The sequence below is a fragment of the Stenotrophomonas sp. 364 genome, assembly GCF_009832905.1.
Taxonomy (GTDB): Bacteria; Pseudomonadota; Gammaproteobacteria; order Xanthomonadales; family Xanthomonadaceae; genus Stenotrophomonas; species Stenotrophomonas maltophilia_AP.
In genome coordinates, this window is record NZ_CP047135.1 from 3,301,697 (window position 1) to 3,327,097 (window position 25,401).

The 25,401-nt window shown below is 60.5% G+C and carries 20 protein-coding genes, 1 tRNA gene and 2 pseudogenes; 12 read left to right on the forward strand and 11 right to left on the reverse strand.

Features of this window, described 5'->3' with window-relative positions:
- Window positions 1-53 precede the first annotated feature (53 nt).
- The gene (locus tag GQ674_RS14930) at window positions 54-1,031 is read left to right on the forward strand and encodes an alpha/beta hydrolase (protein ID WP_236546095.1); all 978 of its coding nucleotides are present in this window, start codon (window positions 54-56) and stop codon (window positions 1,029-1,031) included.
- Window positions 1,032-1,044: 13 nt separating this feature from the next.
- Window positions 1,045-1,404: pseudogene (locus GQ674_RS14935) on the forward strand (IS3 family transposase); the annotation flags it as partial.
- Window positions 1,405-1,587: 183 nt separating this feature from the next.
- On the opposite strand, the pseudogene GQ674_RS14940 reads toward GQ674_RS14935, so the two are convergent.
- Window positions 1,588-1,968 (reverse strand): annotated as a pseudogene (locus GQ674_RS14940) (H-NS family nucleoid-associated regulatory protein); the annotation flags it as partial.
- 796 nt (window positions 1,969-2,764) lie between these two features.
- Between GQ674_RS14940 and GQ674_RS14945 the strand changes: the two are divergent.
- Window positions 2,765-3,751, forward strand: a complete 987-nt coding sequence (locus GQ674_RS14945) for a hypothetical protein (protein ID WP_159497704.1) — start codon at window positions 2,765-2,767, stop codon at window positions 3,749-3,751.
- On the opposite strand, the gene GQ674_RS14950 is transcribed toward GQ674_RS14945, so the two are convergent.
- Together GQ674_RS14950 and GQ674_RS14955 are read right to left on the reverse strand one after the other, a co-directional pair.
- Window positions 3,748-4,161, reverse strand: coding sequence for a nucleoid-associated protein (locus tag GQ674_RS14950; protein WP_159497705.1), 414 nt, complete (start codon window positions 4,159-4,161; stop codon window positions 3,748-3,750). The two genes, GQ674_RS14945 and GQ674_RS14950, sit on opposite strands and share 4 nt — an antisense overlap.
- Window positions 4,162-4,223: 62 nt before the next feature.
- Complete coding sequence (locus GQ674_RS14955; RefSeq protein WP_159497706.1) at window positions 4,224-4,559, reverse strand: helix-turn-helix transcriptional regulator; 336 nt, start codon at window positions 4,557-4,559, stop codon at window positions 4,224-4,226.
- Window positions 4,560-4,668: 109 nt separating this feature from the next.
- On the opposite strand from GQ674_RS14955, the gene GQ674_RS14960 reads away from it, so the two are divergent.
- The 6 genes from GQ674_RS14960 (at window position 4,669) to GQ674_RS14980 (ending at window position 10,072) form a co-directional block, all read left to right on the forward strand.
- On the forward strand, window positions 4,669-5,442 hold the full coding sequence (locus tag GQ674_RS14960; protein ID WP_159497707.1) for a hypothetical protein: 774 nt from the start codon (window positions 4,669-4,671) through the stop codon (window positions 5,440-5,442).
- Between the two features lie 39 nt (window positions 5,443-5,481).
- The gene (locus GQ674_RS14965; RefSeq protein WP_159497708.1) at window positions 5,482-5,787 is read left to right on the forward strand and encodes a hypothetical protein; all 306 of its coding nucleotides are present in this window, start codon (window positions 5,482-5,484) and stop codon (window positions 5,785-5,787) included.
- Window positions 5,766-6,149 carry a hypothetical protein gene (locus GQ674_RS21645; RefSeq protein ID WP_236546312.1) on the forward strand — a complete coding sequence of 128 codons (384 nt, stop codon included), beginning with the start codon at window positions 5,766-5,768 and terminating at the stop codon, window positions 6,147-6,149. The genes GQ674_RS14965 and GQ674_RS21645 overlap by 22 nt, the downstream gene beginning before the upstream one ends.
- Before the next feature lie 677 nt (window positions 6,150-6,826).
- Window positions 6,827-7,387, forward strand: a complete 561-nt coding sequence (locus GQ674_RS14970; RefSeq protein ID WP_159497709.1) for a hypothetical protein — start codon at window positions 6,827-6,829, stop codon at window positions 7,385-7,387.
- Between the two features lie 81 nt (window positions 7,388-7,468).
- Entirely contained in the window at window positions 7,469-8,746 is a 1,278-nt protein-coding gene (locus GQ674_RS14975) for a retropepsin-like aspartic protease (protein ID WP_159497710.1), read from the forward strand.
- 48 nt (window positions 8,747-8,794) lie between these two features.
- Complete coding sequence (locus GQ674_RS14980) at window positions 8,795-10,072, forward strand: HlyD family efflux transporter periplasmic adaptor subunit (protein ID WP_159497711.1); 1,278 nt, start codon at window positions 8,795-8,797, stop codon at window positions 10,070-10,072.
- Here the strand turns inward: GQ674_RS14980 and GQ674_RS14985 are convergent.
- From GQ674_RS14985 to GQ674_RS15005, 5 genes are all read right to left on the reverse strand, one after another.
- On the reverse strand, window positions 9,987-12,191 hold the full coding sequence (locus GQ674_RS14985) for a peptidase domain-containing ABC transporter (RefSeq protein WP_159497712.1): 2,205 nt from the start codon (window positions 12,189-12,191) through the stop codon (window positions 9,987-9,989). The two genes, GQ674_RS14980 and GQ674_RS14985, sit on opposite strands and share 86 nt — an antisense overlap.
- Window positions 12,191-12,823, reverse strand: a complete 633-nt coding sequence (locus GQ674_RS14990) for a Fic family protein (protein WP_159497713.1) — start codon at window positions 12,821-12,823, stop codon at window positions 12,191-12,193. The genes GQ674_RS14985 and GQ674_RS14990 overlap by 1 nt, the downstream gene beginning before the upstream one ends.
- Before the next feature lie 200 nt (window positions 12,824-13,023).
- On the reverse strand, window positions 13,024-14,079 hold the full coding sequence (locus GQ674_RS14995) for a hypothetical protein (RefSeq protein WP_159497714.1): 1,056 nt from the start codon (window positions 14,077-14,079) through the stop codon (window positions 13,024-13,026).
- A gap of 438 nt (window positions 14,080-14,517) precedes the next feature.
- Window positions 14,518-14,838, reverse strand: a complete 321-nt coding sequence (locus tag GQ674_RS15000; RefSeq protein WP_159497715.1) for a hypothetical protein — start codon at window positions 14,836-14,838, stop codon at window positions 14,518-14,520.
- A 943-nt stretch (window positions 14,839-15,781) separates the two neighbouring features.
- Entirely contained in the window at window positions 15,782-16,237 is a 456-nt protein-coding gene (locus GQ674_RS15005; protein ID WP_159497716.1) for a hypothetical protein, read from the reverse strand.
- A 505-nt stretch (window positions 16,238-16,742) separates the two neighbouring features.
- Between GQ674_RS15005 and GQ674_RS15010 the strand changes: the two genes are divergently transcribed.
- From GQ674_RS15010 to GQ674_RS15020, 3 genes are all read left to right on the forward strand, one after another.
- On the forward strand, window positions 16,743-17,006 hold the full coding sequence (locus GQ674_RS15010) for a hypothetical protein (protein WP_159497717.1): 264 nt from the start codon (window positions 16,743-16,745) through the stop codon (window positions 17,004-17,006).
- A 794-nt stretch (window positions 17,007-17,800) separates the two neighbouring features.
- Window positions 17,801-19,306 (forward strand): EAL domain-containing protein, encoded by a 1,506-nt coding sequence (locus GQ674_RS15015; protein WP_159497718.1) that lies wholly within the window; start codon window positions 17,801-17,803, stop codon window positions 19,304-19,306.
- A gap of 238 nt (window positions 19,307-19,544) precedes the next feature.
- Complete coding sequence (locus GQ674_RS15020) at window positions 19,545-21,281, forward strand: sensor domain-containing phosphodiesterase (RefSeq protein WP_159497719.1); 1,737 nt, start codon at window positions 19,545-19,547, stop codon at window positions 21,279-21,281.
- Window positions 21,282-21,601: 320 nt separating this feature from the next.
- Here GQ674_RS15020 and GQ674_RS15025 read toward each other — a convergent pair whose 3' ends face one another.
- The 3 genes from GQ674_RS15025 to GQ674_RS15035 all read right to left on the reverse strand — a co-directional run bounded on the left by GQ674_RS15025 (window position 21,602) and on the right by GQ674_RS15035 (window position 25,251).
- Entirely contained in the window at window positions 21,602-23,122 is a 1,521-nt protein-coding gene (locus GQ674_RS15025; RefSeq protein WP_159497720.1) for a site-specific integrase, read from the reverse strand.
- 101 nt (window positions 23,123-23,223) lie between these two features.
- A tRNA-Gly gene (locus GQ674_RS15030) sits at window positions 23,224-23,297 on the reverse strand.
- A gap of 124 nt (window positions 23,298-23,421) precedes the next feature.
- Window positions 23,422-25,251, reverse strand: a complete 1,830-nt coding sequence (locus GQ674_RS15035; RefSeq protein WP_159497721.1) for an autotransporter domain-containing protein — start codon at window positions 25,249-25,251, stop codon at window positions 23,422-23,424.
- Between the last annotated feature and the right edge of the window lie 150 nt (window positions 25,252-25,401).

Genomic DNA, 25,401 nt, shown 5'->3' on the forward strand with positions numbered 1-25,401 from the left:
ACAGGTTACCACCACCATGCGTAACCTTCAAATCAACTCCAATGCGGTTACAGATGACGCTCATGACCCCTTCGAATACACTCGCCCGACTCGGCGCGACGGCTGCACTGCTCGCCGCCACCGCCACCGCCACCGCGCACGCCCAGGTCCAGTACCGCTACGAACAGGTGGGCGAGGTCAAGGTGTTCTATCGGGAGGCCGGCCCCCGTTCGGGCCCCACCGTGCTCCTGCTGCATGGGTTCGCGGCGTCGTCGTACATGTACCGGGACGTCATCAAGGCGCTGTCGGATAAGTACCACGTCATCGCCCCGGACCTGCCCTCCTTCGGTTACACCGAGGCACCTTCGCGTGGCGCGTATGACTACACCTTCGACACTCTGTCCGCGACCCTGCAGCGCTTCACCGAGCAGCTGAAGCTGGAGCGCTACGCGCTGGTGGTGCACGACTACGGCGCCCCGGTGGGATGGCGTCTCGCCAGCGCGCATCCAGAGCGGATCACCGCCCTGATCTCGCAGAACGGCAATGCATACGAGGACGGCCTGGCGAAGGGGTGGGATCCGATCCGCGCCTACTGGAACGATCCCAGTGCGCAGAACCGTGCTGCCCTGGCTGAGTTCCCCACGGCCGCTGCGATCAAATGGCAGTATCTGGAAGGCGTGCGCGACCCCAGCCTGGTGGCGCCGGATGGCTACACCCTGGAGGGACTGCATGTATCCAGGCCCGGCAACGCGGATATCCAGCTGGACCTGCTGCTGGACTACGCCTCGAATGTGCGGCTATACCCAGCGTTCCAGGCCTACTTCCGGATGCATCAACCGCCGCTGCTTGCCGTGTGGGGGCGAAACGATCCGTACTTCCTGCCCGCCGGTGCAGAGGCGTGGAAGCGTGACATTCCCGATGCCGAAATCCACTTTTTCGATACCGGGCACTTCGCGCTGGAGACGCATGCGGACGAGATCATTCCGGTGATCCGGGACTTTCTGGATCGGAAGGTTGGCGCGCACCGAAGCGGAGCGCAGTCTGGTCCTTGAACAACAGGAAACGGCGCGGTAACCAGAGCGCGATAACAGCTTGGTGCATCACTCCGACCGTGGCTCGCAAGACGTTTCCATCCGCTACAGTGAGCGGTTGGCCAAAGCTGGCGTGGAACCGTCGGTGGGAAGCAGGGGCGGCAGCTACGACAATGCCTTGGCTGAGACGATCAACGGACTCTACAAAGCCGAACTCATCCATCGCCGCGCACCTTGTAAGACTAAAGAATCTTTGGAGCTGGCTGCGCTGGAATGGGTGTCATGGTTCAACGAGCAGTGTTTGCTGGAACCCATCGGCTATATCCTGCCTGCTGAAGCTGAGGCAAACTCCTATCGGCGACTAGCCAGTCAAGCCGCCGCAGTGGCGGCCTGACTTAAAACCCTACTGGCCTCCACGGAACCCGGGGGATCTCAATCAGGCCTTCTTCGCCGCCTTCCGAGAGGCGGCCTTGGTGGACTTCGTAACGGTCTTTCGGGCGACTTTCTTGGCCACCTTCATGGCTTTCTTTGCGGCTTTCTTCACCACTGGTGCGGCAACCTTGCCACCGTCAGCGGGCGGGAACTTCGCGTCTGGGTTGGCCTTGGCCCAAGCCTTGCCTGCCGCAGACTTCGCCCAGGCAGAGAAGGCCTTGGGGGACAGACCGCGTCCCGTCCAAGTCTCACCGGTCGGCAGCTTGTATTTCGGTGCGACCGAACCGAGTTTGCGTCCCTTCAGTAGGCCCTTTGGCGTAGCGGCAGTGCGACCGGATGGGGCGTCAACCGTCTCCCCAATGATCTTGGCCACCTGCCGGCGTTGAGCTGGAGTGAGCACCTTGGCATATCTTTGCAGCACAGCCAAAGCCTTCGGAACCTCCCCGTCGCGCTTCTCGACCAGCTTCTTCTGGGCTTCCAGTTGTTTGATTTCGGCGTTGAGCGATTTCAGAGTTGTGAGGGCCAAGGGGCGGCTCCATATTCGGAAAACAAGACTTATAGCGCATTTAGCGTTGGCTCGGGCGCTAGCCCACTAATCGGCACAGTTCCGAGCGGCCTTGGCGGACCGAAGCAAGTTCTATCCATAAGGAGGGAACTTGGAGGTGAGTGCAAAAATGGAAAGGGCGCTCCACAGCGCCCAGCGTCGATGACCCCATCCTTGTGTAGGCGGGACTTTAGCAGCCAAGGCATGGGGCCGCCCCATGGATTGACTATCTGAATAACTGATTTAGTGTTCGACACCCCATCCCCGAGATCCCCATGCGGATACCCAGCCCCGAAGAAACGACCCAGTATTTCTCGCGATACGGCTTGCATGTTAGTCCTGTCAATCTCCGGTCTAGCAGAGGCTGGAAAGTGTCCGCCCCAGATCTCCCCTTGGATGAACGGTGGTTCCCATCGCTTGGGGCGCTATGGCTGGAGTGGATGGACTACGCCGCCGAACGATTAAGGATCGAGAGTCAAGTTAAGCGCTTCGTTGCACGCTTTGAAAGTTCCAACCAAGAAGAACGCAAGGTCTTGGTGAGTGCTTTAGCCAACTATCCAGACACCTCCGAAGGACCTCTAAACGATATGTTCGAGGACCTTCCGCTTCCGTCCACGGACCACTTACCTGAAACCTGGCAGAGCGATTTTGATCAGATCTGGGAGGGCCGACGGTTGGGATTCTGCTTTGCCGCGAGGGCAGAATCCGCGTTGGAGAGACTCGCGATAAGCGCCTTGGACTAGGCATACTATGGGTCTTCCCGTTGGAGGACTCTTGGATGACAAGCCCATCTCTGCTCAACGCCTCCCTCGCGGCCGCCGTCGATACATTGGCAGGGCTGTGTAGGGTAAACACTGAAAATGAGGAGACGTTTACTGGGGTCTTTATGGGTGCCATTGCGGCCTCGAGCAACCTTCTCAGCCAGTCCGGATTGTATAACGATGAGCCGAACCCGATTTGGTGGGGCTCGTTCAGCAAAAACCGGGGGCCTGACATGAAGATCACGGAGCCCGGTAGCGGCGCTGACTTTGCGCTGTGCCTTCTTCCCAGAGAGGGCTATGCGCGCCTGATCATTTTCCAAGCCAAGAAGTCGAGCATCGCCGCTGGCAGTGGAGTCAAGCCTACTGAGTGGTATGCGGACCTCAATAGGATTCCAAAAGACCTTGAGGATGGAACACAGCGCGACCCTCAGATATTCATGCTCGCTGAGACCGGTCGACGCATCCAAGCGCTCAGCGAGGGGATACCCTATGTCCGCAAGCAGTCTAAGGAGGTTCACAAGTTGCTTCTGGCACCCGGCGCGGACGTTGCTGCTGTTGGAGAGCTTGGAGGCCTGAGTTGGATTCACTATCTCATCTACACCTTGGGCGAGCCGGTTTGCGTTCCACTAAGCAAACTTGGGGAGGTCTACAAGAAGGAACTTGGACGCGATCGTTCCAAGACGAAGTATTCGCTTCCAGGCGACACCGAGCGTGCACTTCCCTTGCTAAGAAGAGGAGTCCAAGACGATCCTTCGGGATGGTTGCTCATTGATCCCGATGTCGCAGTAGCTGTACTACCGTTACTTGCACCGCTCATGCATGTCGTGGTCGCCGATGCGAGCGGCAGATACGGTCCTACCCTGCAAGCGAGTCATCAGTTCTCTCAGGTGGCTTTCGGACACATCAACGTACCACTATGGAGGGCCAATCGTGCCTCCAAGGGCCCCGAGATCGCGGTAGCCGCGGATGCATCTATAGATGATGCCAGTGACCCCAAGATTTAATCTGACCTCGCAAGATTGATAGGCGCGGCTTGATCCAGCTTCGACAAATCGAGTTCACGGATATCAGTAGGGACCATGTCCGCGGACAAGCTCAATGCTCCGCGCTCTTTTATCATCCCCACAAGCAGGAACGGCGTCGCGTTGACCTCGTAGAACATAAAGAACACATAACCGCCAGTCGACAAAAGCTCCTTTCCCGCAGAAGCCACAAGTTTCGCCATGGCTACCTCAGTGAGCGTCATGAACGCTGCCAGATCAGAACTGGCAGTCAAGTTTTCCACTGCGCCCGGGAACTGCCCCTCCCGATTGTTCGTTCCGAACTGGCCCCAGAATACGGTGCTCCCATCTCGCCCGACGACACGCGACAGCTGTTGTCCGAGCGACTGAACTTGGCTGATTGAGACGTCCAACGGCCCAGGCGCGTGCCGGACTTGTGAATTGCTGAACAGGAGAAGCTTGGTTCCAAGCCAGCCTATGCCGGCGGAGAGGCTAAGTGGTCTCTGATGAGATTGAGGACACCTTTCTGTCGCTCTGTAGGCAAGCGAGCCACGAGCAGGATGACCTCGGCGAGCACATCCGAACTCGCGTGGAAATAGGCCGGCGGCACCCCGAGTGCTTCACTCAACGCGGCCAGCGTCTCGTGGTCAGGCTCCCGCTCTCCCCGCTCGTAGCGAGAAAGGCGTGAAGACGCGGCTTTTTCGTTCATCCCCAGCAAGGCTCCCAGCTCGACCTGCGACATCCCCGCGACGCGCCGGGCCGCCCTTAGGCGACGGCCGAAGATGGATACCGGGGGAAGGGATGCAGGCATGGAGATCTAACTGGAGGCTGACCTCCAAGTCTGCACTGACTAGCATCATAACGCACATATCTGCCATATTGGCAGATACAGCGTTGTCGCTGGATCACGAGAGTCTCCTATGAAGCTTGCACTGAATGGATTTGCTGCACTGGCCGCACTTGCCCTCGCCCCCAGTGTCACGGGCTGGGCACAGAGCGCAGCTCCTACTGAGCCTGCGCCCGCAAGGCCGGGCTTTTTCCGGCAGCTGGGCAGCAGCCTGAAGGACGCTGGCGGCCAAATGATCGGCGTGAAGCCCACCGGGGCTAGCGGAAACAAATCCTCCGGCAGCCAGGCGATCTACACACCAGTGAGCGGGGCCGGGAAGCTGCCCGCGCTCTTTAAGACGGACAACCACCAGTTGGCCCAGCAAGGACGGCTCGACTGGCCCCGGGTCGCCCTGACGTTCCAGGAATGGGGCACGTCAATCTCCTGCTGGACGGTCGAGGCTCGCATCTGGACCAGCCCCTCAACGTCGACCACTGAGACCTTCCGGACCTGTGCCAATGCTGCAGTGACGGAGACCGACGACCTGGGCGATACGGCAGAGCTGAACACATCAGCGCTCTGGAAGGGGCGGGACACCTTGGTGGGCATTCGAGTGCCTGCGAGCAAGCCCAACACCGGCGCCAGCCGCTCGGCCGGCCCAAACCCGCCCAGCCAGCCCTTTGTCGTCAATGTGAGTCGCCCCGGCTTGTCGGACCGAGCCGTCGATGTGGCCCTTCGTGTCGCGTGGGTCTCGGGCTTCATCCAGACCAGCGACCTCCATCCCGGCCCCAGCGGGATCCTCACCCCATTTAAGGATGGCCGCCTGTGGATCGCCGGGTTTCAGCCCGACGGCAACCGCGACCGCTAACCACCAGGGCCGAAGGGCCCATTCAAAGGAATAGAAGCGATGAAAGCATGGACTTTGGCCGCTGCGGCGGCCCTCACGCTGACTGCCTGCAGCGGCAAGCCCTCCGAAGAGCAGGCCAAGCAGGCACTGGCTGACCTGATGGCACAAAGCGCCTCGGCCCCCGTCGTCACGATCGATGGGTTCACACTGACCGGGTGCACGCGGGCCGACGACACGGACGGCTATCGATGCGATACGCGAGGCACAGTGGTGCTGGACATGGCGGGCAACCGGGTCCCGCTTCCCGTCGAAAAAAATCTGCGGTATGCGAAGGTCGACGCCACCTGGAGGGCTTACGCCCAATGAAGAGCCAGCCCCCTTCCCTGCATTTTGCCCACGCAGATCGTGTAACCGCGCCTTCTAGCCGGACCATCAAAAGTGTGAGGACTCCCCGGGAGCGCTTCTTCTGGTGGTATTCGCTGTCCCTGCTCTTCCTGGGACCTTTCGGGTTCATTGTCGGGCCCCTCATGGCCCGGCGAGGGACACGGAAGGTAGAACGGCTTCAGCCGGTCGCGGCTTGGGAGGCTCGGCAACGAGACCAGGGCTTCGCCTGGTGGCAGTGGTGGATCATGACGCCGCTCAGTGTCTTAGGAGCGCTGTGGGTTTTTGGGCTGCTCAGTGGGCTCCCCGTGATTGCGATGGTTCTGTGGGCTCAACTGATCAACTAGGACCGGGACAGCCTGCCGACCGCCACGCATAACGAAGAAGCAAGCAGGGCAGCGGAGAGGAACACCCCGTCCGGAACTGGCCGCTACTTGAGAAGGCGGCCCGATGAAGCAGCCGTTCGATCGTTAGGGGAATTTGGTGCCCATGTAAGTTCCAGGCGGATGCAGCTTCATCCTTCAGCGAGTTGGCCGCCGGTCTCGAGTGCCACCAAATCTCAAGGTTATGGCTACGGAGGGCTAGACTTTGTTGGTCTGTGCCTATGGTCCGGGGACGTCACAGGGATCGGCGTTCTTAGCTAATTCGCTCACCCAATAGCTCGTTCAGCGAAACGCGAAAAATTCCCCATACCTAACGCTAAGCTCGTGGCGCATTTGTAGCGGCCTCTGACTTCTACACTCTCCCGGCGATCGCGAAGTGCCGGGCTGGCCGCCATTTCTGGGCGCCAAGGGCTTGCTAGTTAGCGTTCACGCGACGGCTGCCATCGGTCCGCCCAGAAACGGCTACTACCGTCGGGTGACGCCCGGTCCGAGGTCATATTTTTGCTGCTCATCACCCTTCCGGCCAAATCAGAATTTTCTGATACAGAGACAGCTGATTGATGTGATAAACATTGAGGCGCCGCGCATGGAGGCGGCGATGGACGCACCCTAATCTGCAACGGATAACAAGGAGTTGTGAGATGTCTGCAAGTGGAATTCGTGACCTATCCCCCGAAGAGCGTGCGCTGGTGTCCGGCGGCGCTCAAATGGACACGACCGATCTGCCGCCGATCGATGTGTCGCCTCCGGATGATGGCGGCTGGCCCGACATTGATCCGCCGGACTGGACCGATCCGTATGATCCGGGCGGTGGCGACAATGGTGGCGGTGGCGGTGGCGGTGGCGGTGGCGGCGATTCCGGCGGGGAGACGACGTTCAGCTCCAACGCCAGCATTGACGGCAATGGTGTAGCCAGTGCAACTCAGACTTGGCAGATGCAGGACTACAACCTGACCTTCAATCTGACGGAAAATCTGAACCTCACCAACGGCAATTGGGGGCTGGCCGGTAACGGCAGTTTCGAGTATGCGGGCCAGACCTACTCACTTGGACTGACCACCGACCATTTCAATGTGAGCAACTACAACGCATCGTTCAATCAGGACTTTGGTAACGGCATCTCGTTCAACATCGGCCTGACCTTCGATCCAAACACCAATTCGTTCACCGGCCAGTTCAACCTGGTTATCAGCGGGTTCTAACGCAACACGTGTGTATCGGCCGCTCGGATGTTGCGGGCGGCCGATACACGTCCAAGAGGAGCTGGCGCAATGAGATTCTTGATGTCCGCGGCGATTTTACTCAGCGTGGCTTCGCCTACGTCAGCACGCAACGTTGTCGCTGAAGACAGCCATGGCATCACCGTGGCCGTGATGCAGGGCAATGGGGCGGAGCTGGAGCGCATCGGCAGGTCCACGGGAACGGAACGCTTTGCCGCGCGCGCCGGCTACCACCGCACCCGCGGCGAAATCCCCCAATCCAACCGCTGGGCCGACACCTGCATCGCCGATGCCGCCGTCGTAGCCGAGAAAAGCCAAGGTGTCATGTACCTCTGCCGTAGCCTGCGCGCAGGCAACCGCCTCCTGGAGGGCGACATCCAAGGCTGGGCTACCGACATGCAGAAGGTCCATGCGCTCTACCAACAGCACGTTGCACCGTCGCTACGTGCCGGCGAGGAAGTACGTGCCATTACTGCCCCCAACTTCGATGCATTCAGTCGATGGCCGCGCTCGGCCACGCTGGCCGCACCAGCACCGCCCGGGTTCCGGCTGCCGCTGTCGTCCAAAGCCGGTGTCCCTGTAGTTCGGGGCAAGATTCAAGGTGGCGCAGATGGAAAACAGCGCAACATCGACTCGGATTTCATCATCGATACGGGTGCCACGCGCTCGCACATCAGCCGCAAAGCTGCACAAGCAATGGGCCTGGCAGTCACCGATGGCTTTGCGATAGACAACACGCTACCCGACCAGCCCGTCTCAATTGGCTTGGCCGCCCCGGTGGACGTGCAGCTGGGCGATCTCCACTTCAGAAATGTCTCATTCACCGTTACAGACCAAATTCAGTTCAACATCATCGGCCTCGATTTGCTCTACCAGCTGGGTCCGCTGCTGCTGAAGCGTGGGGAGCTCCAGCTGCTGGGGGCGCTCCCTGCCGGCACGTGCAAGCAACCATTGGCCGTCACGTCTGCACTCTGGGGGGGGCAATACTCGCTGCGCCTGCCTATGCGAATCGGCAAGCGCGACGAACTTGTCCTGCTTGATACGGGCACAGATGTCATGCTGGAAGCTTCTGGCGTCAACCTGGCCACTTATCCACAGACCAGCCTGGTGGAACGACGGCGCTGGACAATGCATGGAATGCAGGCTGTCCGCTATGCCGAAGCCACCGCACCGGTGACATTCAATGGCCGTACTGTGACCTTACAGACCCAGGTCTCGGATCAGCCAGCCAATGTGTTCCCCATATCTTGGAAGGTGGGCTTTGGCTTGAGCAATGACTACGACTATTACGTAGACGTTGCCGCCGGCCGCGGTTGCCTCGCGCCCCGAACTGCCGAATGAAGCGCTTTCCGGCACCAAATTCCGCCACCAGTCGTCACTGCAGGTCAAATGGAACCAGCTCGCAAGGATGAGACAGCGGACGGGATACCCCTGTTCCGCAATGAGGCGATCGAAGCCGCCACACAGCGCTTCGGTTCGCCGGTTCAGGCCCCGGGGGTCGGCATGTGGTTGGCGACCGGCTTCGTGGTGGCCCTGCTGTGCGTGACAGCAGTGTTCTTGATCACCACCTCGTTTCCGCGCAAAGAAACGGTCGCAGGGGCGCTGGTGCCGTCGCGGGGGCTGCTGCCAATCATCAGCCAGCGCTCGGGCGTCGTTAGCAACGTGTACGTCGAAGAAGGCGCGAAAGTTGGCCAGGGTGAGCCTATCGTGACCGTTTCGGTGGACTCGGTGATCGACACTGGCGAGAGCACCGGGGCCACCCTCTCGGGCATGGCCGAACGCCTGACCCAAGCTTCGGTCGATCGCGAGCACGCTACTGATGCATCGCTGGAGAGCCAAGCGGCGGGAATCCGTGAACGCATGTTGGGCACCACCCGCCAGCTCGCTGTCCTGCGCGAAAACGTCACGTTATACCAACAGCAGCAGACCATCGCCGAAAAAACCGTGCACGACCTCGGCCGGCTGCGCGCCGAGCAACTGGTTTCAGAACTGCAGTACCGTGATGCAGAAGTGCGGGTGCTGAGTGTCCGACAGTCGATAGCCGAGGTCCAAACCCGCATAGCACAGCTTGGACAGGAACATGAGCAAATGCGGCACGAATTGGGCCGCTTGAAGGCCGAGCGCGATGCCAACCGCGCCACCTCTCTATCTGAGTTGCTAGGTGCGCGAGAGAAGGCTATCAATTACAAGCTTGGCACCCAATTCAACCTGGTCGCGCAGTCCGCAGGTCGGATCACCTGGCTGCAGGCCAAGCCCGGTGCCACGGTCACGGCCGGTCGCACACTTGGTGTGATGATGCCGGAGGGTTCGCAGCTGTTCGCCGAGTTGTGGGTTCCGTCATCGGCCATCGCGTTCGTGGACGTCGGAACCGAAGTGAGATTGATGTACGACGCGTTCCCGTATCAGAAGTTCGGCGTGGGCCACGCGCGGATCGTAAAGATCGCACGCTCGCCCACCTCCCCGGAAGACCTGCCCGCTGACCTACAAGCTGTCGAAAGCCAGTACCGTCTGCTTGCGGCGCTTGACGACCAACAGATGCAGGCATATGGCAAGGCTCTGGCGCTGGCGCCGGGCATGCGCCTCAAGGCCGACCTGGTTCTTGAGAAACGCTCGCTGTTGGATTGGCTGCTGGAACCGCTACTGGCGGCGAAACGACGGCAGGAATGAGATTCACGGTCGGCAACGACCCGGGCTGCGATGCATTGGGCTTGCGGGTATCTCCGACGATCCGACCGTTCTCGATGCGAATGAGGCGGTCGGCGAGGCGCATGGTGTCAGGCCGGTGGGTGATCAGGATCCGGGTGATGTCCAGCTGGGCGAGCGCCTGATAGATGTGGCTCTCGCGGACCACATCCAGATTCGCGGTTGCCTCGTCCAGCACCAGGATGCTGGGCTTGCGGTACAAAGCGCGAGCCAGCAGCAGCCGCTGCTTTTGGCCACCGGACAAGGTTGAGCCCATATCGCCGACCAGGGTTTCCAGCTGCATGGGCATGCGCTGCACATCTTCCTTTACGGCCGCCATTTCCAAGCATTGCCAGACCAACGCGATGTCCGGGCGCTCAGTGAAGAAGGTCACGTTTTCCACGATCGAGCCCGTCAGCAGCTCATCGTCTTGCATCACTACGCCCATCCGCTGCCGAACTACCCGCGGCCCCCAGTTGGTGATATTCAACCCGTCAAAGAGCAGCTCGCCCGCACTGGGGGGATAAAGTCCAGTAAGCACCTTCACCAGGGTGCTCTTGCCGCAGCCAGAAGGCCCGGTAATGGCGACGAATTCACCCGGTGCGATTGCCAGGTTGATGTCCTTCAAAGTCGGCGCTTCCTGAGCCGAGTATTGGAAATAGACCGACCGCAGCTGGATGTGGCCTTCGATGCTGTCCGAAGCCGTTGGATCTTTGCTAAAGCCCTCTTCGCTCGGGCTTAGGGCTATATCGGCGATACGATCAGAATGTAGCTCGGTCAGGCGCCAAGAAATACACTGATCGACCAGCGTGGTCAGCCGGTTAGTGAGCTGCTGGCGATAGGCCACAAAGGCGTACAACGCGCCCACTGTCATATCCCCCGCCAGCACGGCCTGAGCGCCGATGTAGACGATGGCCACCAGACTGATGCCATCCAGAAGCGTGCGGCCCGCCCCTATGCCGACCTGAAGGTTGGCGCTGTTCAAAGTAGCGCGCACCAGATCGGCGTATTTATTGGCCCAGATCGCCTCTCGGGAGAACTCCCCGCCCATCGTTTTGATTGATTGCATCGCACGCAGCGTCTCTATGCGCGTTCCGCGTTCTGCAATGTTCGCCTGCAGGCTGGCCATGCCCATCTTCATCGAAAGTGGGATGGTCGCCACACGCATCAGCACGTAGATCCCCAGCGCAGCTAGCGCAACGAGGCTCATCAGCGGCGAGTAGATGAACATGAACACGATGATGCCAACAGCCAAAACGCCATCAAGCAGCGCACCGATCAGCCCGTTTGCGATCAGCTGGCGTATTGGATCAATCGATTCCATTCGCGACAGCGCGTCGGCCAAGCGGCGCCGATGGAACCAAGTGAGCGGCAGACTGACTAGATGGTGGAAAAGGCGCCGACTCATGTCCCAGCCCATCAATGCGGATGCTCGCTGCAACGTGACCCCGCGCAGCGCCTCAGCTAGGCTGTTGAATAGAGCTACCGCGCCAAAGCCAAGTGCCAGCGCCATGAGAAAACCGCGATCGCCGCGCAGCACACCTTCGTCTACCGCCAGTTGCATGAAGAAGGGTGACAGCAGCACAAAGCCCTGAAGCAGTAGCGTATAGACCATTGTATGGAACAGCGCGGTGCCGACACCGCCCTTGAATCGGACCATCGACCAGATGTTTAGCGGCGAACGCTGCTTTCTCGGGCGGAAGCTGGGCGAGGAACTTACTTCTACCGCGATGCCGGTAAACGACTTTGACAGCTCGACATCATTGAAGGTAAGCGACCCATGCGCAGGATCGATGATGTGATATCGCCCCCGCGATACCTTCTCCAGCACGACGAAGTGATTCAGCTTCCAGTGCAGAATTGCCGGTGTGCCCAAGTGTTGCAGGTCGCGTGGTTCGCAGCGCACCGGCCGACATTGCATGTCCAAGGCGCTAGCCACCGCAATCAACTGGTTCAGGTCCACACCGCGCTGCGAGTTGTGATACTTGCGTCGCAGCTCACTCATCTCCAGATCCGCGCCCAGCATGGACGAGCAAATCGCCAGGCAGGCCAAGCCGCACTCACTGACCTCGGACTGCACTCTCCAGTAGCGCTTATTGAACATCAGACATCCTTGATCATGTCGGGCGTGGCCGGCGTCTTCCCGAGCCACGCATATATATCGACTGCTGTGCAGTGATAGGCATAGAGGCCATCCCAGCGACCGTACAGTTCTGCCTCGCGCAGACGGATTTCATACCCCCCTCGGGAGACTACCGTCAGCGTCTTTAATGGGACAAAGCACTCGTCCGGCAGGCCAGCCTGGTGAAGGCACAAATTGAAGAGTGCGCGCCCCAGACGCCCATTCCCATCGCCAAAAGCATGGGCATTGTTGACCAGCGCCAATAGCTGCACCGCGGCACGCATGCCCACACCAAATGCGCCGTCGGCGAGCTGTCGCATCAACTCGGCCCACCGCTCCACACTGAGGTCGGCCGGCACCATCGGCAGCTGTGACCGTCCATCGTGCGAGCGTATCCATACCGGCGTCGTGCGCAGGGCCCCATCACCCCTGGTGCAAAGGCTGATAAAACGCTGTATGTCATTGATCGACAACGGCCAGCGCAGGGTGCGGCGCCATTCTTGGTAGATGCGGGCCTCGTTGGCCTCAATCGCTGCCAACGCCGTGAGGTCCAACGCCGGCATCCGCATATGCGGCGACAGCGGATGGCGAAGCTGCCGCATCGCCGCCATCATGTGCGGCTCCTGGCGTTGCGCCCACAGGTGGTGACAGGGCAGTGCGCAGGGGTGGAGCGTCGGCAGCGCAGAGTCGCAGGACTGTAAACGGATTGCCACCTCCCTCGACGGGCCGGGGGGTGGCAGCGGCATCAGCACGCGGGCTCCGGGCGCTGAAGCCAGCTCAGGCGAAATGTAGGTGTGAGCTGTCATCGCCATGGTCAGCCCTGCCCGGGGCCCGGGACAAGTAACACCAAGCCATGACTGCGATCTTTTGTGCCCGACCTGCGCGACTGATACAGCATGGTGAAATAGGAGGCCAGCTTGACCAGCAACCACGGCCCGGCGTCACACGGCACGAATCGCATGTCGATGTGTTCGAGCAGGAATTTTCGGGTCAGCCGCTGCAACGCTCTACCCGGCTCAATCCGCACCTCAGCCCGGGCCTGATAGAACACTACGATGTCCAAATCATTTGGCGCTGTATTTGCCACATCCACGAAGCTGCCGCCGACCAAGCAGCATTGCACATCCACCACCTGCGCCAAGTCAGCGAACGCACGCATCAGCGCTGCCAGCAGTTGGTTTCGCAACGCACTATCACCGAAAGCGCGCTGGAAGCCTGCGGTGTCTGTGAGCCATGGCGAAGCATTGCTCGGCGTACTGGCAGAAACCGGCAGGATGTACTGAGGTAGTCCGGCATCCACGATGTGCTGGAAATCAGTTCCTGCCGCAATGATATGGGCAGCGGATGCACCTGTAGGCGTGGCGGCCCGATCATGGACCGCTATACCGAGGAACTTACGGATCCGCACGGCCTGAGCGCGCACCAGCGCAGCCTGGTTAGGGAACACTGCCACCGAGACGTAAGCAAAGCGACCGGCCACCGACAGTGAGATGCGGTCGAAGGCCCTCCGAACTGCCAACCGCTCCTCGGCAGGGAAATCACGCTCTGGATACCGGGGCGCGTCAGAGGGGGCCTGCGGATCTACCGCGCAACGTTGAAAAAGCCCGGCATTGACTATCGCCAGATCAAGATCAGAGAAAGAGGGGTCGAACGGGGTCCCATCACGCAGCGAAAAACCAAAACGCGCCGAGCCTACGATCCTCACGTCCGCAACCGGGACCGCAAGCAACTGACTGACGGCCTGGAGCAACGGCGCCAAAGTGTCAGGAGAGCCAGCACACATCACGGGCCCTTCAAGCGCGCCTTCAGCAATCCGTTCAATCTTTACGGAACGTACGTACTGCTCGCGAATCCATTCGGCGTAATTCATCAGGCGTCCGAGCCAACTGAAGTGCAACTAAAAACTAGCATATCTCGGCACCGATTTGGTGCACGCCGGACCCAGAAATCGCTGGCACTTTCCCCCACTAGCCCCCGGCGGAAACTAGATGAATACGGGTCCCGACCCCGCCCAAATGATCATCTTGGCAGCAGCCACCAAACAGGTGACCTGCCCCGGGTGAGAGCGAAAGGCTGGTGAAAGTGGAAGCCACGGTTAGCCCACCTGGCCGCCGAGTCAAAGCGAGAACATCCCTCTGTGCGAGGGTTGAGGCTCTTGGCTTCGATCAGCTCGATGCCAGTGTCCTTGAGAGCGGTCTAGTGCCAGGCATCTGATGCGTCGCCCGAGGGAGCCGGAGCCTCTACGTGGATCGTTCCATTTCCAGTCAACCGCGAAGGCTCGATGCCCGATCATGGCTTAAAGGCGCCATTACACTTCCGCCAAATCGGTGCTGGTCGCTTCCCCCTTGCGCAGATCGGCGACCAGCAGCCGTCCACCAGCGACGATACGACCCACGCTTTTGTTGAGGTAGGCCGCCTGCAGCCGGCCGGCCTCCAGGACGGCATCAAGTTCGAAGCTGTCCGAATGCCCACGCAATTGTTCCCCAGGTGACGCTACGCCGCCTTCCAATGGCTGCACCCGTGCCGGACCACCGCCCGCATCCTTGGCATAGGCCGTGGCCTTCATCCGGCCGTTCTTCGGTGACCAGCCGCCCAGAACAAGCTCGCTGTGCAGGATGTCCAGCGCCATAGCCGCCTCCCCACCGGTGTCTACCGCCTGCAACATTCAATTCAGGCCTATCTCCTTAATAGTGTCATCAGAGAGTTCGACGGTCTGGCGGTATCTATCCATCTTTTGCCGGTCAGAACGGACGTGGAAAAGAATTTTGGCAGCCTCACCTGCTTAAGAGCGGCCCGTCCCACATTCAGCACGTTGCCAACGAACCTGGTGGACGTTCAGGCTCGGGGCATCGGTGGTGTTTGCGGCTGCACATTCGATGAGCGGTCACGGGGCTGTTCACTGGAGCGGCTACACTGACAGCGACCCATCGACATTCAGGCCTCTCTGATGCCCTATACAGGCCTCTTCCTACTGCGTGCCGTTTCAGGAGACTTCCATCCATCCACCGGGCATCTCTCCCGCGCCGTGCGGATTCGCGCCACCTGCCTTTCATGCGGCGAACTCCTCGATGCGAAGGGGCTTCCGGATCTTGAAGAGATTCCTGGAGGCGTCATTCTCTACTGCAAAAGCTGCGGGAGTCGACAGGCTATAACGCACCGCCACCTTGAAATGTTTCTGGCTCGGACTCAGGAGCGCGGCGGTGTCTAGTAGCAGGACAGTAATCCGCCCGGCGGCCACTCACGCGTCACAGTGACCCCACCGCGGGGGACGAGCTCCATCGAGCCCAGTGCAGCGGCACGATACTCGCGAGGGCACAACCGCGGAGGCTAGAGGCCAAGCGCTAGTACCTCAACAAGGCGCCCGCCTACCGGGCTATCCGGCGCCACCTGCGCTTTTCCTAATCACGGCGAGTTGACATAGTTACGGCCTATGATGCTTGCCTCTGTAGCTCCCCCGGGCTGCGGAGTGGTCGACAAGGAATCGCGAAGGCAGCCGCTTGCTGCGGGCAAGGATGCCCACCAACTGGGGTGCCCACGTCTTCGCGCTTGCTAGCCTAAAGATTGCGCTTGTCTCATTGAACAAATGAATCTAGGAACGCGAGCGCGACCCTCGCGGGATCCATACCGCTTAATTGGGAACGTCGGGCGAGCTCAAAAAGCTGCTGAAGATCTCCCGGATTTTGCAAGAGCCAATCCGCAACACATGCACCATCGTTGACGTCGATCTGATGCTGCGCAATGTGCCCAACGACAATGGTGAAAAACCTCTCTTCACCGTCCTTCAGGCTCAGCGGCATGAAGATCGCGCGCCCGGCAGCGTAGGCCAGCATCCGCGCACGGAGCAGGCCCTCGCGCTCCGACGCGGTTGCTTGCGGAGCAGGCCCACCCCGAGTTGGCGCTCTCGCCACCTCCACGAACACATCTCGAATCGCATCGATCGCGGCCCTCAGCTGCTGCCCGCCCCAAGCTGGTCCTGTCTCGACCGAATACGTCGTCGATTCCGAACTCTCGACCTTCTCAATCGTCAAAGCCCGATGCGCAAACAGCCCCCTAACCTGGCGGGCAGTCATTTCCAACCGAAACAACAGCTCAACGTCAGAGGGCCGCGCAGCTGCTGGCTCCCGAAGGTTGCTCAGGGTGGCGTGTTGATCCGGATTATCCTCCATATACGACTAGCGGCCGATCACAGCAAACCTTTAGTCATTTGGGGTTCTACGTGCGCGCCATTAAACTGCGCTGGTGGCGATTTAACTATTGAGACGGGGGTGTTTGCGAAGATCCGACAGCACCCCTTTTGTTACCGACGCGTGCTAGAGGAGCTCCTAGAGGGTAACGCAGAGGCTATAAGGCCGCCTACTGCACCTGCGAACGAAGGCACCTGTTAGGGATGCCCTTGCGGCAAGTAGCCCACTCGCAGTTGTCGGCCGTGCTTTCACCCTCAGCACGGTCGTCGGCGCTTAAGATGGGCGCGGAAATGTTCGATAAAGTCGAACCGATTGAGCCATCCGGTTATGTCGCCAAGGAGCCGCGAGCATGCCAAATACCGGCGCATTCCATCTGCTCTCTGTCGTGGGCAAGGCTGACTACGTGGACGAAGTCCTGGAGGAGCTGAGCTCTGTGACCGCAACGTGCCGGAGTTGCGGGGCTGAATTCAGTGCAACCTCTCCCGCGAACGGTCTGGAAAGGATCAGTGGCGGAGTCGTGCTCACCTGCCCCAAATGCGGCAATCGACAGGCCATCTCCGAGGCACGTTTCGCATCTTTCATGAAACGTCTTGGCGATAAGCAGCGCGCGTGAAGCGCAGCCTACTCAAACATTGCGTTCATGTCGCCCACTGTGCAGTCCTCTGACCTGTCCGCTCGGGGAGGGAGTTATACGCTCAAGCACACAGGGAAGACTTGCGAACAAGCGCTGCAAACCGTCTACAGCTGCGCCCTGGGCATGTGAGGAGACGTGCCGTCTGTAAAACCCACTGATTGCCATCATGTCGAACTGCACTATTCGAACTCTTGGGAACTTGGGCGTCTACTCTCTGCTGCGCTCGCTCCACCAAACGTTGCCGCGGAAAAATGGCGACAACCGTTTCTCAACGCTCTTCAAATATATCTGAATATATCAAGGCCTAAGCGTAAGTCTGATTCGAACAAGCGAGGCCTACCAAGGGGGCCCTGATTGTCAAGTAAAGAGCTGAGGCGTTGGGAACTCAAAAGCGCTGCCGATCGCGATACTGTGGCTTTGCAAGCCCAGTTGACGAGGGCCCTGCGATGCCGGGCTATCTCTGGCTATCTACGCCGTTGGCTACCTGGCTGATGCCGTATTTCTACAGCGCAAAGCGAATTCCAGGCCGCGGGGCTGACACGAAGCTGGACTAGAGCCGCTCGATGGCGGATGTCTGCTTGCCGACTCCTCCTCAAGCGGCGATCTGCCCTCAACCCGCGACGGGAAGACCGGCCCAGTGGGGTCTTGGAGCCGTATACGCAGCACCAGCCGCCATCGAGCCGGCTCTCAATCTTTCAACCCTCGGGCCGATAGTGATAACTTTCAGGGTGACTCCACGCGCGAGAGTCTCTTGCCCCCTTGCCTCAAGAACCATGAGAAAGCCGCGAAATCGCCTACTGGAAGCCTTCACTGTCGCCGCCAGCATTGCGCTCGCTCTGCTGGCCTCGGTGGCTTCCACTCAGGCAGTGCTCTATCACTATGACAGTGAGAAAGCCGAACGGACGGCAGCGCTGGCCGTGGCGCACGTTGAGGCCATTGCCGCAGACAGCATCGCCGCTTCACATAGTGCCTCCAAAGGTGGCCAACAATGCTCTCCCGACGATCTCGATGCGCTAAGGCAAATTGCCTTACAAGCGAGCCACCTGAGCGATGTGGGGCGCATCGCGAACGGCCGGATAGTGTGCACCGCACTCTGGGGAAAGCTGGCCGATGCCGTTAAGCTGCCGAAGCCGGGATATCAACGGTCACACTTCAAAATCTGGCGATCAGCCGACGTGCCGGGCACCCGCTATGAGGACACCAACCTGGTGGCGCGTGGCGAGCTTTTGACGGTCAGCTCCCCTTCCGCGTTCGATGATCTTGATCCCGAACGCAAAGGCAGGATCCTTGTGTATACGAAGGACAACCTATATGTATTCAAGGATCTAGAAGCACGCGAAAAACAGGATCTGCTCTCCCCATACGTCATTGAGCGGCATACTTGCAGCAATTACATCGATGCGTGTGCATCCGTACGGCTGGGGCGGACGGCGGCGTGGCACCTTCCTAGCTCCTCCCTTCTAGCCATCGCCGTCGGGAGCATCGTTATCGGCTCAACGGCCTCGATATGGCTGCTAAGGCGCCGGCACCGTCCGAGGGGATTGGATGAGAAGCTCGCCTCTGCCCTGCAAAAGGGTCTCATCGCCGTGGAGTATCAGCCATTGTGCAACGCGTTTACCGGCCAAGTGCTCGGCTGGGAGGCGTTGAGCCGTTGGACAACGCCGTCCGGCGAGGTCATTTCGCCGGAAATATTTGTGCCCCTGGCCCAAATTCACGGGCTCGGCCCAACGCTCGCCCGCTACGTAGTCCAGCGCTCCTTGAGCGAGCTGCGCATCCGTTTGCGAGATCGCAGCTTGTACGTCTGCGTCAACGTTGAGCCCGCGGATGTGGCCGATATCGATTTCCCGTCCTACGTAAGAGCAGCTGTTGCTCGCAAGGATATTTCCCCCGCACAGCTGAAGTTTGAAGTCACCGAGCGCACAGACATCATCCAACCAAAATTCTTAAAAAATATGCAGGCCATGCAGGCAGAAGGCTTCTGCTTTTTGATTGACGATTTCGGCACCGGAAACGCCAACTTCTCCCATCTTGCGAAGACACGGTTTGACGGAGTCAAAATTGATCGTCTCTTTACTTCGGCGCTGGGAACCCCCTCCCCACTCCGTTCGGTGCTACCGGCCATTTACGAGCTTGCGAAGACTCTCAACTTGGACGTGACTGTTGAAGGGGTAGAATCGGGAGTCCAGCTCGACGTGATCCGCCAAATAGCGCCCAAAGCCACGGTCCAAGGCTGGCATCTTGGTCGCCCACAGCCCGCAGAAATGCTGGATATACAGTAGGGACATAGCAACTCGGCACCGCTGGCAGGCAGTAACGCATCTGTCAGCGAAGTTGCGAGGCGCTTTCGCAACCGAGGTCGAATCACGACTTCCTCGAGTCTGAACGATTTCGACTCCTCCCTATGGCATGTTTGCCACACCTTTCCGAAGACGTCCAATCGGGCGTATGGTTGCAATCACCCCCTCCCATTCCCGACCGCGTATGGCTCCCACCGCCTCTGAAGAACGGATGTCTGCGATGGAAGGGCTGAATGTCCTGGACAATGCAGCGGGCGCCTCCTTGGACAGGCTCATTGAGCTGGCCACCTACACCCTCGATGTCCCGGTCGCCTTCGTTTCACTAGTCGATGCCGATAGACAGCGGTTGATATCGCGCCGTGGGTTGGACGTCGCGGAAACCAGCATCCACGACTCGATTTGTTCGCACACCATTAGTCAGGGAAGAACCCTGGTCGTCAGCGACCTTCAACAGGACGAGCGCTTCGCGAAGAACCCGCTCGTCGATGGCGAGCCTTACTTACGGTTCTATGCGGGGTGCCCGCTGATCGCCCAGAACGGCACCCCGATCGGCGCCCTGTGCGTCATGGACAAGGTGGCTCGGGTATTTACAACGGCAGAAACGCGACAGCTTGAGACGTTGGCCCGTGCTGCGATGAATGAGCTGGAGTTGCGGGTGCTCTCAGGGCGGCGAGAGCCCGTGAGCGGGCTGCCCAACCGCCACCAGTTCACGATCGACTATGCAGGTTGGTCGGAGAGAGAACCCAACAAGGCGCTCTATGCCGTGCTCGTTGACATCTTTGATCTTCCAAGGGCAAACGAAGCTGGCCAGGTGCTGGGGATGGGCCCACTAGAGGCCCTCATTAAGCGGGCAGGCGTGCGCTTCAACGTTGCGCTTGAAGGCTTGGCGGTCGTCTATCACGTTGGCGTGACGCGTTTTGCCTTTCTCGTCGACCTACCCACTGCTGAAGATGTGGAGCGGCTAGTCGAGGAGCTGCGTTCGCGGATGCTTCGGCCGCTGGTCGCTGCGGCTGTCCCGATGTCCCCTCTTTTTCATGCGGGGATCTGTGCGGTGACATTGGGCGTGGACAGTGCGGATGATGTGATCCGAAGGATGCTCATTGGCTTACATGCATCGATAGCGGACCAAGTCTCCTTTGCCTGGTACTCGGCAGGCAGGGATGACGGGCTGAGACGGGGCTATCGGCTTGCCGCCGACGCCCAGCGCGGCTTGAAGGAAGACGAATTCCATCTGGTCTACCAGCCGAGATTTCGATCCAGCGACCTGCAGCCGGTCTCTGCCGAGGTGCTCATAAGGTGGAACCATCCTCGTCTGGGCTCCGTCAGCCCGGCGGAGTTCATCCCCGTGTTTGAGAGAACCGCGTTGATGGAGGGCGTCACTGAGTGGGTCCTTGAGAACTCACTCGACCAACTGTCCGCCTGGCGAAGGATCGGCTTGACGCTGGGACTGTCCATCAACCTGTCCGCCAAAGATGTAGCCCGCGCCGACGCTGCCGAACGGCTCATCGCAAAGATCAAATCGAAGGGCCTTTCCTGCAAAGACGTAGAAATTGAAATCACCGAAGGGGAGTGGCTGAGGGCAGACTCGCTGCCGGGCCGGCAGCTCAAGCTCATGGCTTTGGCTGGGATCCGCCTCGCCGTGGATGATTTTGGAAGTGGATACAGCAACTTCGCATATCTGACGGAGCTTCCAATGGACATCTTGAAGCTCGACAAGTCCCTGATCGACAATCTAACAACGGACGAACGCTCACTCCTCAAGGCTCGCGCCATCATCGGCCTGGCTCACGGCTTGGGATACAGCACGGTGGCAGAAGGAGCCGAAACAGAGGAGCAAGTCGCTTTGCTGCAGAGCCTGGGCTGCGACGAAATACAGGGTTTTGCCCTGGCGAAACCGATGAGCGCACCTGAGCTCGCGGATCGGCTGATGTCGGGCTTTGGCGCGTCCTCATCTTAGGAGTTGAGAAAGTCGATCAGATCATGGGGCCTGCCAAACGAGCATGGCCCCTCAACGGCTACCACTCGCAGGCCGCACCGCCGAAATTGTCCGTAAGGCACGTGCTAATGCCGCCAGGCCAACGCAGGAACACCCGAGTATTGCAACTCAAGCCTCACGGAGACCCACTAGCTACTAGGCGCGAGTAGGCATTCCAACGCATCTTTCGCACGAGTCTCGCATTGCTATGCCTTCAGGACAAAACACAGTACACATGACCGCTTTGTAATCTGTTGCGAGGCCAGGGGGTTAGGCTCGTTCGATCCACCCCCTTACTTGCGTTACTTGACGCCTCCCGAAAAGTGGGTCGAGTCATACATTGGCAGCGAGATCGGCGGGGTGAACCTTGTGAGCGTCGCCACCCGGTCCGGCAGACTCCGCCTATCGATGTAGAACTTCTCGAGGATGGTCTGCCCGGTGCCGTGCCCTGTAATCGCCGCGATGGCGGACGCCGACACACCGGCCTCATCCAGCCTTGATGCCATGGTGTGGCGGAACCCGTGGAAGCCCTGACCCTTCGCAGCGATGCCTTGCCGCTTGATGTAGACCGAGAACTGGCGGCTCAGCTGACGCCCAAAGCCGAGCCCCGTTGAGTTAGGCAAATCTGGAAAGAGCTGCTCATCGCCCCGCGCCCGCACCTCTTCTACGTAGTCCAAGAAGCCCGATTCGATGACCGGCCTGGCCAGCGGGACGAACCGTCGGCTGTTTCGGTTCTTGATGCTCTGCCCCTTCCCGCCCTGCCGGACGAAAAATCCAGGGACGCCATCGATGGTGTCGATGTCTTCCAACCGAAGCTGGGCAATCTCGTTAACGCGCGCGCCCGAGTAAAGGCCCAAGATGGGGCCAAACCAGCGGTGCGCATATTTCGATGCCCACTTGGGGAACTCGACGGGGTCAAAGATCGCTTGGAGCTCTGCATCGGTGAAGGGCGAGCCCTTGTCCTCGGCGTCGGGCGTCGAGATGGCCCGGATGCCGTCCAGCGGATTGACGGACAGATGCTTGCCTTGCATCAGCGAGACAAGAAAAACACTGAGGCGTTGCCGATGCTTGGCCATCGTCCAGGCCGCAGGCTCCGGCTCCTGATTCTTCTTTGCCAGCTTGATGACCTCCGGAACCGAGAGGTCCCGATAGTCCGGCCGCTTGGTTGCATTGGACGGCCAGTGACGCACGCCCTCAAAGAACGCGCGGACGTGGGCTTGGCTCAGCGAAGCCACAGGAACATCCTCGCCGATGATCCCAGCAAACAACCGCAAGGTGTGGCGGCTCTCCAAGACGGTCTTCTGATGCAAGCGTGCCCCGGCCAAATCGCTCAGGTGATCAGCCATCGCCCTTGACAGCATCAACGCATTGGGCGCATGGCGGGCAATGCTGTGACTGGAATCACGCACCTGGTCCCGACGCTTGGCCACTCGCGCCGACGTGACTTCAACCGGCTCCACTTGGCGAGACCGTTCCATCAAGGCCCCGAACATCACTGCATCGGCCGGTGTGTCCAGCTGCGCCTGGGCGATACGCGTGCCGTCCGGCAGCGTCACGTCACTCAAGGTCAGTTCCTTGATCGCCCCACTGCGAACCTTCTTCAACAGTTCGTCCAGATCCACGGTCATCCCTTTCCGCATGGCATCGAACGCTGAGCATAGCGCCATCCCCATCATGGCGGCGATCAGCCTGGCCCTGTCACCAGGCGGCTGATGCAACGGACGCACAAGGTAACGCGAACCTACTGAGGGCTGCAGATCACCGGGGACGTAAAAGCGGACATATACGCCGGAAGGCCGCCGGAGGAGCAATGGCGTGGGCATTGGTGAGACCTCGATTGATACCAAAGTTTGGGATCAGTCGGGATCAGCATTCGGCCTAAAACCCCTGCACCATCAACCAGTTGCTGGAAGACGGGAGACAGTGGAGCGGGTGAAGGGAATCGAACCCTCGTCAGTAGCTTGGGAAGCTACAGCTCTACCATTGAGCTACACCCGCGTCGCGCCGGGCAAGTTTATGCGGCGGGGCGGTACAAACGCAACGGGCGGCACTGGGCCGCCCGTTGTTGCTGGCTTTCGCCAGCCGCCTGCAACGCCCCATGCGGGGCGTTGCGCGCGGTGGATCAGAAGCTGCCGCTGAAGCTGGCAAACAGCGACACGTCGCGGGCACGCTTCTGCAGCGTGGTGGTGCTCATGCCCACATTGCTGTTCAGGCCCCACAGGTTCAGGCGCGCACCCAGCACGGCGGTGGCGTAGTTCTTGTCGAACTCCAGCCCCGGCACTTTGTACATGCCCACCTCCGGCATCGACTGCAGCCACGCGCTGGCCTGCTTGTCGTCTTCGAACTCGTGGTCGTAGGTGACCTGCACGTACGGCTTGACGCTGCCGCCGTCGAAACGGGCCTGCCAGCCGATGCGGCCTACGGTGGAGTCGACATCCTGGTTGCCATAGCCCAGCGCGGTGGCGCTCGGGTTGCTTTCGGTGTAACCGTCCAGCTTGACCTTCTGCCAGATCACCGCAGCCACCGGACCATGGCGGAAGCCGCCCTCGGTGCCGAACTCATAACCGGCGTTCAACGCGGCGGTCAGGTTGCTGCCTTCCGGCGAGCCTTCATGGATGCGGGTCGCCGGGCCCAGCTGGACCTTGCGGGTGACGTCGTAGTCCAGCCAGCTGTAGCTGACCTGGCCGTTGACCCACACGCGCTCGCCATACCAGCCGGCGAACAGGCCCAGCGAGGTATCGGACTGGGTGAAGTCGCCCTTGCTGTTGCCGAAATCGGCGTCCATGCGGCCATAGCCGGCGAAGCCGCCGACCACCATGCCGTCACGCGCCCAATCCACGCCGAACAGGCCGGCCGGGGCCATGCCGTCGTACAGGTCGGCATGTGCGTAGCGCTGCATGTCGCCACGCAGGTTGCCCCACCAGCTCAGGCCGTCAGCCGGACGGCCGTCCAGGTGCCAGCTGACCTGGTCGGCGCGCGAACGACCGACCGTCTGCGCCGAGTGGGTCAGGATCTGCTGGTTGCGGGGGGCTTCCAGGATCGACAGGGTGTACTGGCCCAGCATCTGGTGGGTCGCGTTGGACGGATGCACGCCATCGGCGAACACGTAGGTCTGGTAGGCGTCCGGTGTCGCATAGGCGGCCGGGCTGCAGGTCAGCGAGGTTGCGGTGAGGCAGGCCTTGCCGGTGGCGTTGACGAAGCCGTAGGTGGACGGGCTGGCAACGATTTCCTGCAGGATGTGGAAGGTGTCCACCGGAATCACCTGCAGGCCGGCCGCTTTCAGGCCACCGAACAGCGCGTCGTTGTAGGCCTTGGCCAGGGCGGTTCCGGCCGCCATGCCCGCCGGGCCGGCGGCGCGCGCGTCCGGGGTCAGGCCGATGTCGGGAATGGTGGGCACCACCACGTACTGGGCACCGGCCGCCTTCAGCGTGCCAACGATGCCGACCTGATCGGTCACCGCCGCGCCCAGGGTGGCAGCCAACGGCGCGCCGCGCTGGATGGCGAACAGGTCATTGGCGCCGCCCCACACGGTGTACAGCGCGTTCGGGTCGGCCTTGCCGCCATTGGCCGCAAGGTACTGGTTCATCTGCGTCTTGAGCGAATACACCGGCACTGCCGGGGTACCCGGCACCAGCACCTGGCTGGTATCCACGCCGACGCGGGCGCCGCCGATGGCGTAGTTGTCACCATTCTGGCCGTTGCCGTGCGCACCGCCGTTGGTGCCGTAGTAGTCGGCCACGTACTCGGCCCAGATCCAACCGGGGTTGGTGGTGAACTGGCCGATGATCGGGTTCGCGCTGGCCGGCAGCAGCGGGCGGAAGTAGCCGGCGTCGCTCAGGCTGTCACCGAATACCACGGTCTTGGTATACGGCGACTGGGCCATGGCCGGGGCCGCCGCCAGGGCGATGGCGACCGCCATCAGGGAACGCAGGGGGCGCTTGCTGAGCAGCATGTAAAGCTCCTTGAAGTGGGGAACAACCGACGTACGCCGGCGCACGGTGGCAATGGTTTCACTGCGCCCGGGGCAATTCACGCTGCGTCGCCGCATGAAATACCCCCGCAGCCGCGGAAACGCCGCGCGGCGGCCTCCGCCAACCCGCCA

Coding starts and splice junctions, on each gene's coding strand:
- GQ674_RS14970 (WP_159497709.1), top strand. CDS start 6,827: ATGTCTGCAAGTGGAATTCGTGACCTATCCCCCGAAGAGCGTGCGCTG.
- GQ674_RS14955 (WP_159497706.1), bottom strand. CDS start 4,559: ATGCCTGCATCCCTTCCCCCGGTATCCATCTTCGGCCGTCGCCTAAGG.
- GQ674_RS15025 (WP_159497720.1), bottom strand. CDS start 23,122: ATGCCCACGCCATTGCTCCTCCGGCGGCCTTCCGGCGTATATGTCCGC.
- GQ674_RS14985 (WP_159497712.1), bottom strand. CDS start 12,191: ATGTTCAATAAGCGCTACTGGAGAGTGCAGTCCGAGGTCAGTGAGTGC.
- GQ674_RS14960 (WP_159497707.1), top strand. CDS start 4,669: ATGAAGCTTGCACTGAATGGATTTGCTGCACTGGCCGCACTTGCCCTC.
- GQ674_RS14975 (WP_159497710.1), top strand. CDS start 7,469: ATGTCCGCGGCGATTTTACTCAGCGTGGCTTCGCCTACGTCAGCACGC.
- GQ674_RS14945 (WP_159497704.1), top strand. CDS start 2,765: ATGACAAGCCCATCTCTGCTCAACGCCTCCCTCGCGGCCGCCGTCGAT.
- GQ674_RS15015 (WP_159497718.1), top strand. CDS start 17,801: ATGAGAAAGCCGCGAAATCGCCTACTGGAAGCCTTCACTGTCGCCGCC.
- GQ674_RS15020 (WP_159497719.1), top strand. CDS start 19,545: ATGGAAGGGCTGAATGTCCTGGACAATGCAGCGGGCGCCTCCTTGGAC.
- GQ674_RS15010 (WP_159497717.1), top strand. CDS start 16,743: ATGCCAAATACCGGCGCATTCCATCTGCTCTCTGTCGTGGGCAAGGCT.
- GQ674_RS14930 (WP_236546095.1), top strand. CDS start 54: ATGACGCTCATGACCCCTTCGAATACACTCGCCCGACTCGGCGCGACG.
- GQ674_RS14995 (WP_159497714.1), bottom strand. CDS start 14,079: ATGAATTACGCCGAATGGATTCGCGAGCAGTACGTACGTTCCGTAAAG.
- GQ674_RS15000 (WP_159497715.1), bottom strand. CDS start 14,838: ATGGCGCTGGACATCCTGCACAGCGAGCTTGTTCTGGGCGGCTGGTCA.
- GQ674_RS14965 (WP_159497708.1), top strand. CDS start 5,482: ATGAAAGCATGGACTTTGGCCGCTGCGGCGGCCCTCACGCTGACTGCC.
- GQ674_RS14990 (WP_159497713.1), bottom strand. CDS start 12,823: ATGATGGCGGCGATGCGGCAGCTTCGCCATCCGCTGTCGCCGCATATG.
- GQ674_RS15035 (WP_159497721.1), bottom strand. CDS start 25,251: ATGCTGCTCAGCAAGCGCCCCCTGCGTTCCCTGATGGCGGTCGCCATC.
- GQ674_RS14980 (WP_159497711.1), top strand. CDS start 8,795: ATGGAACCAGCTCGCAAGGATGAGACAGCGGACGGGATACCCCTGTTC.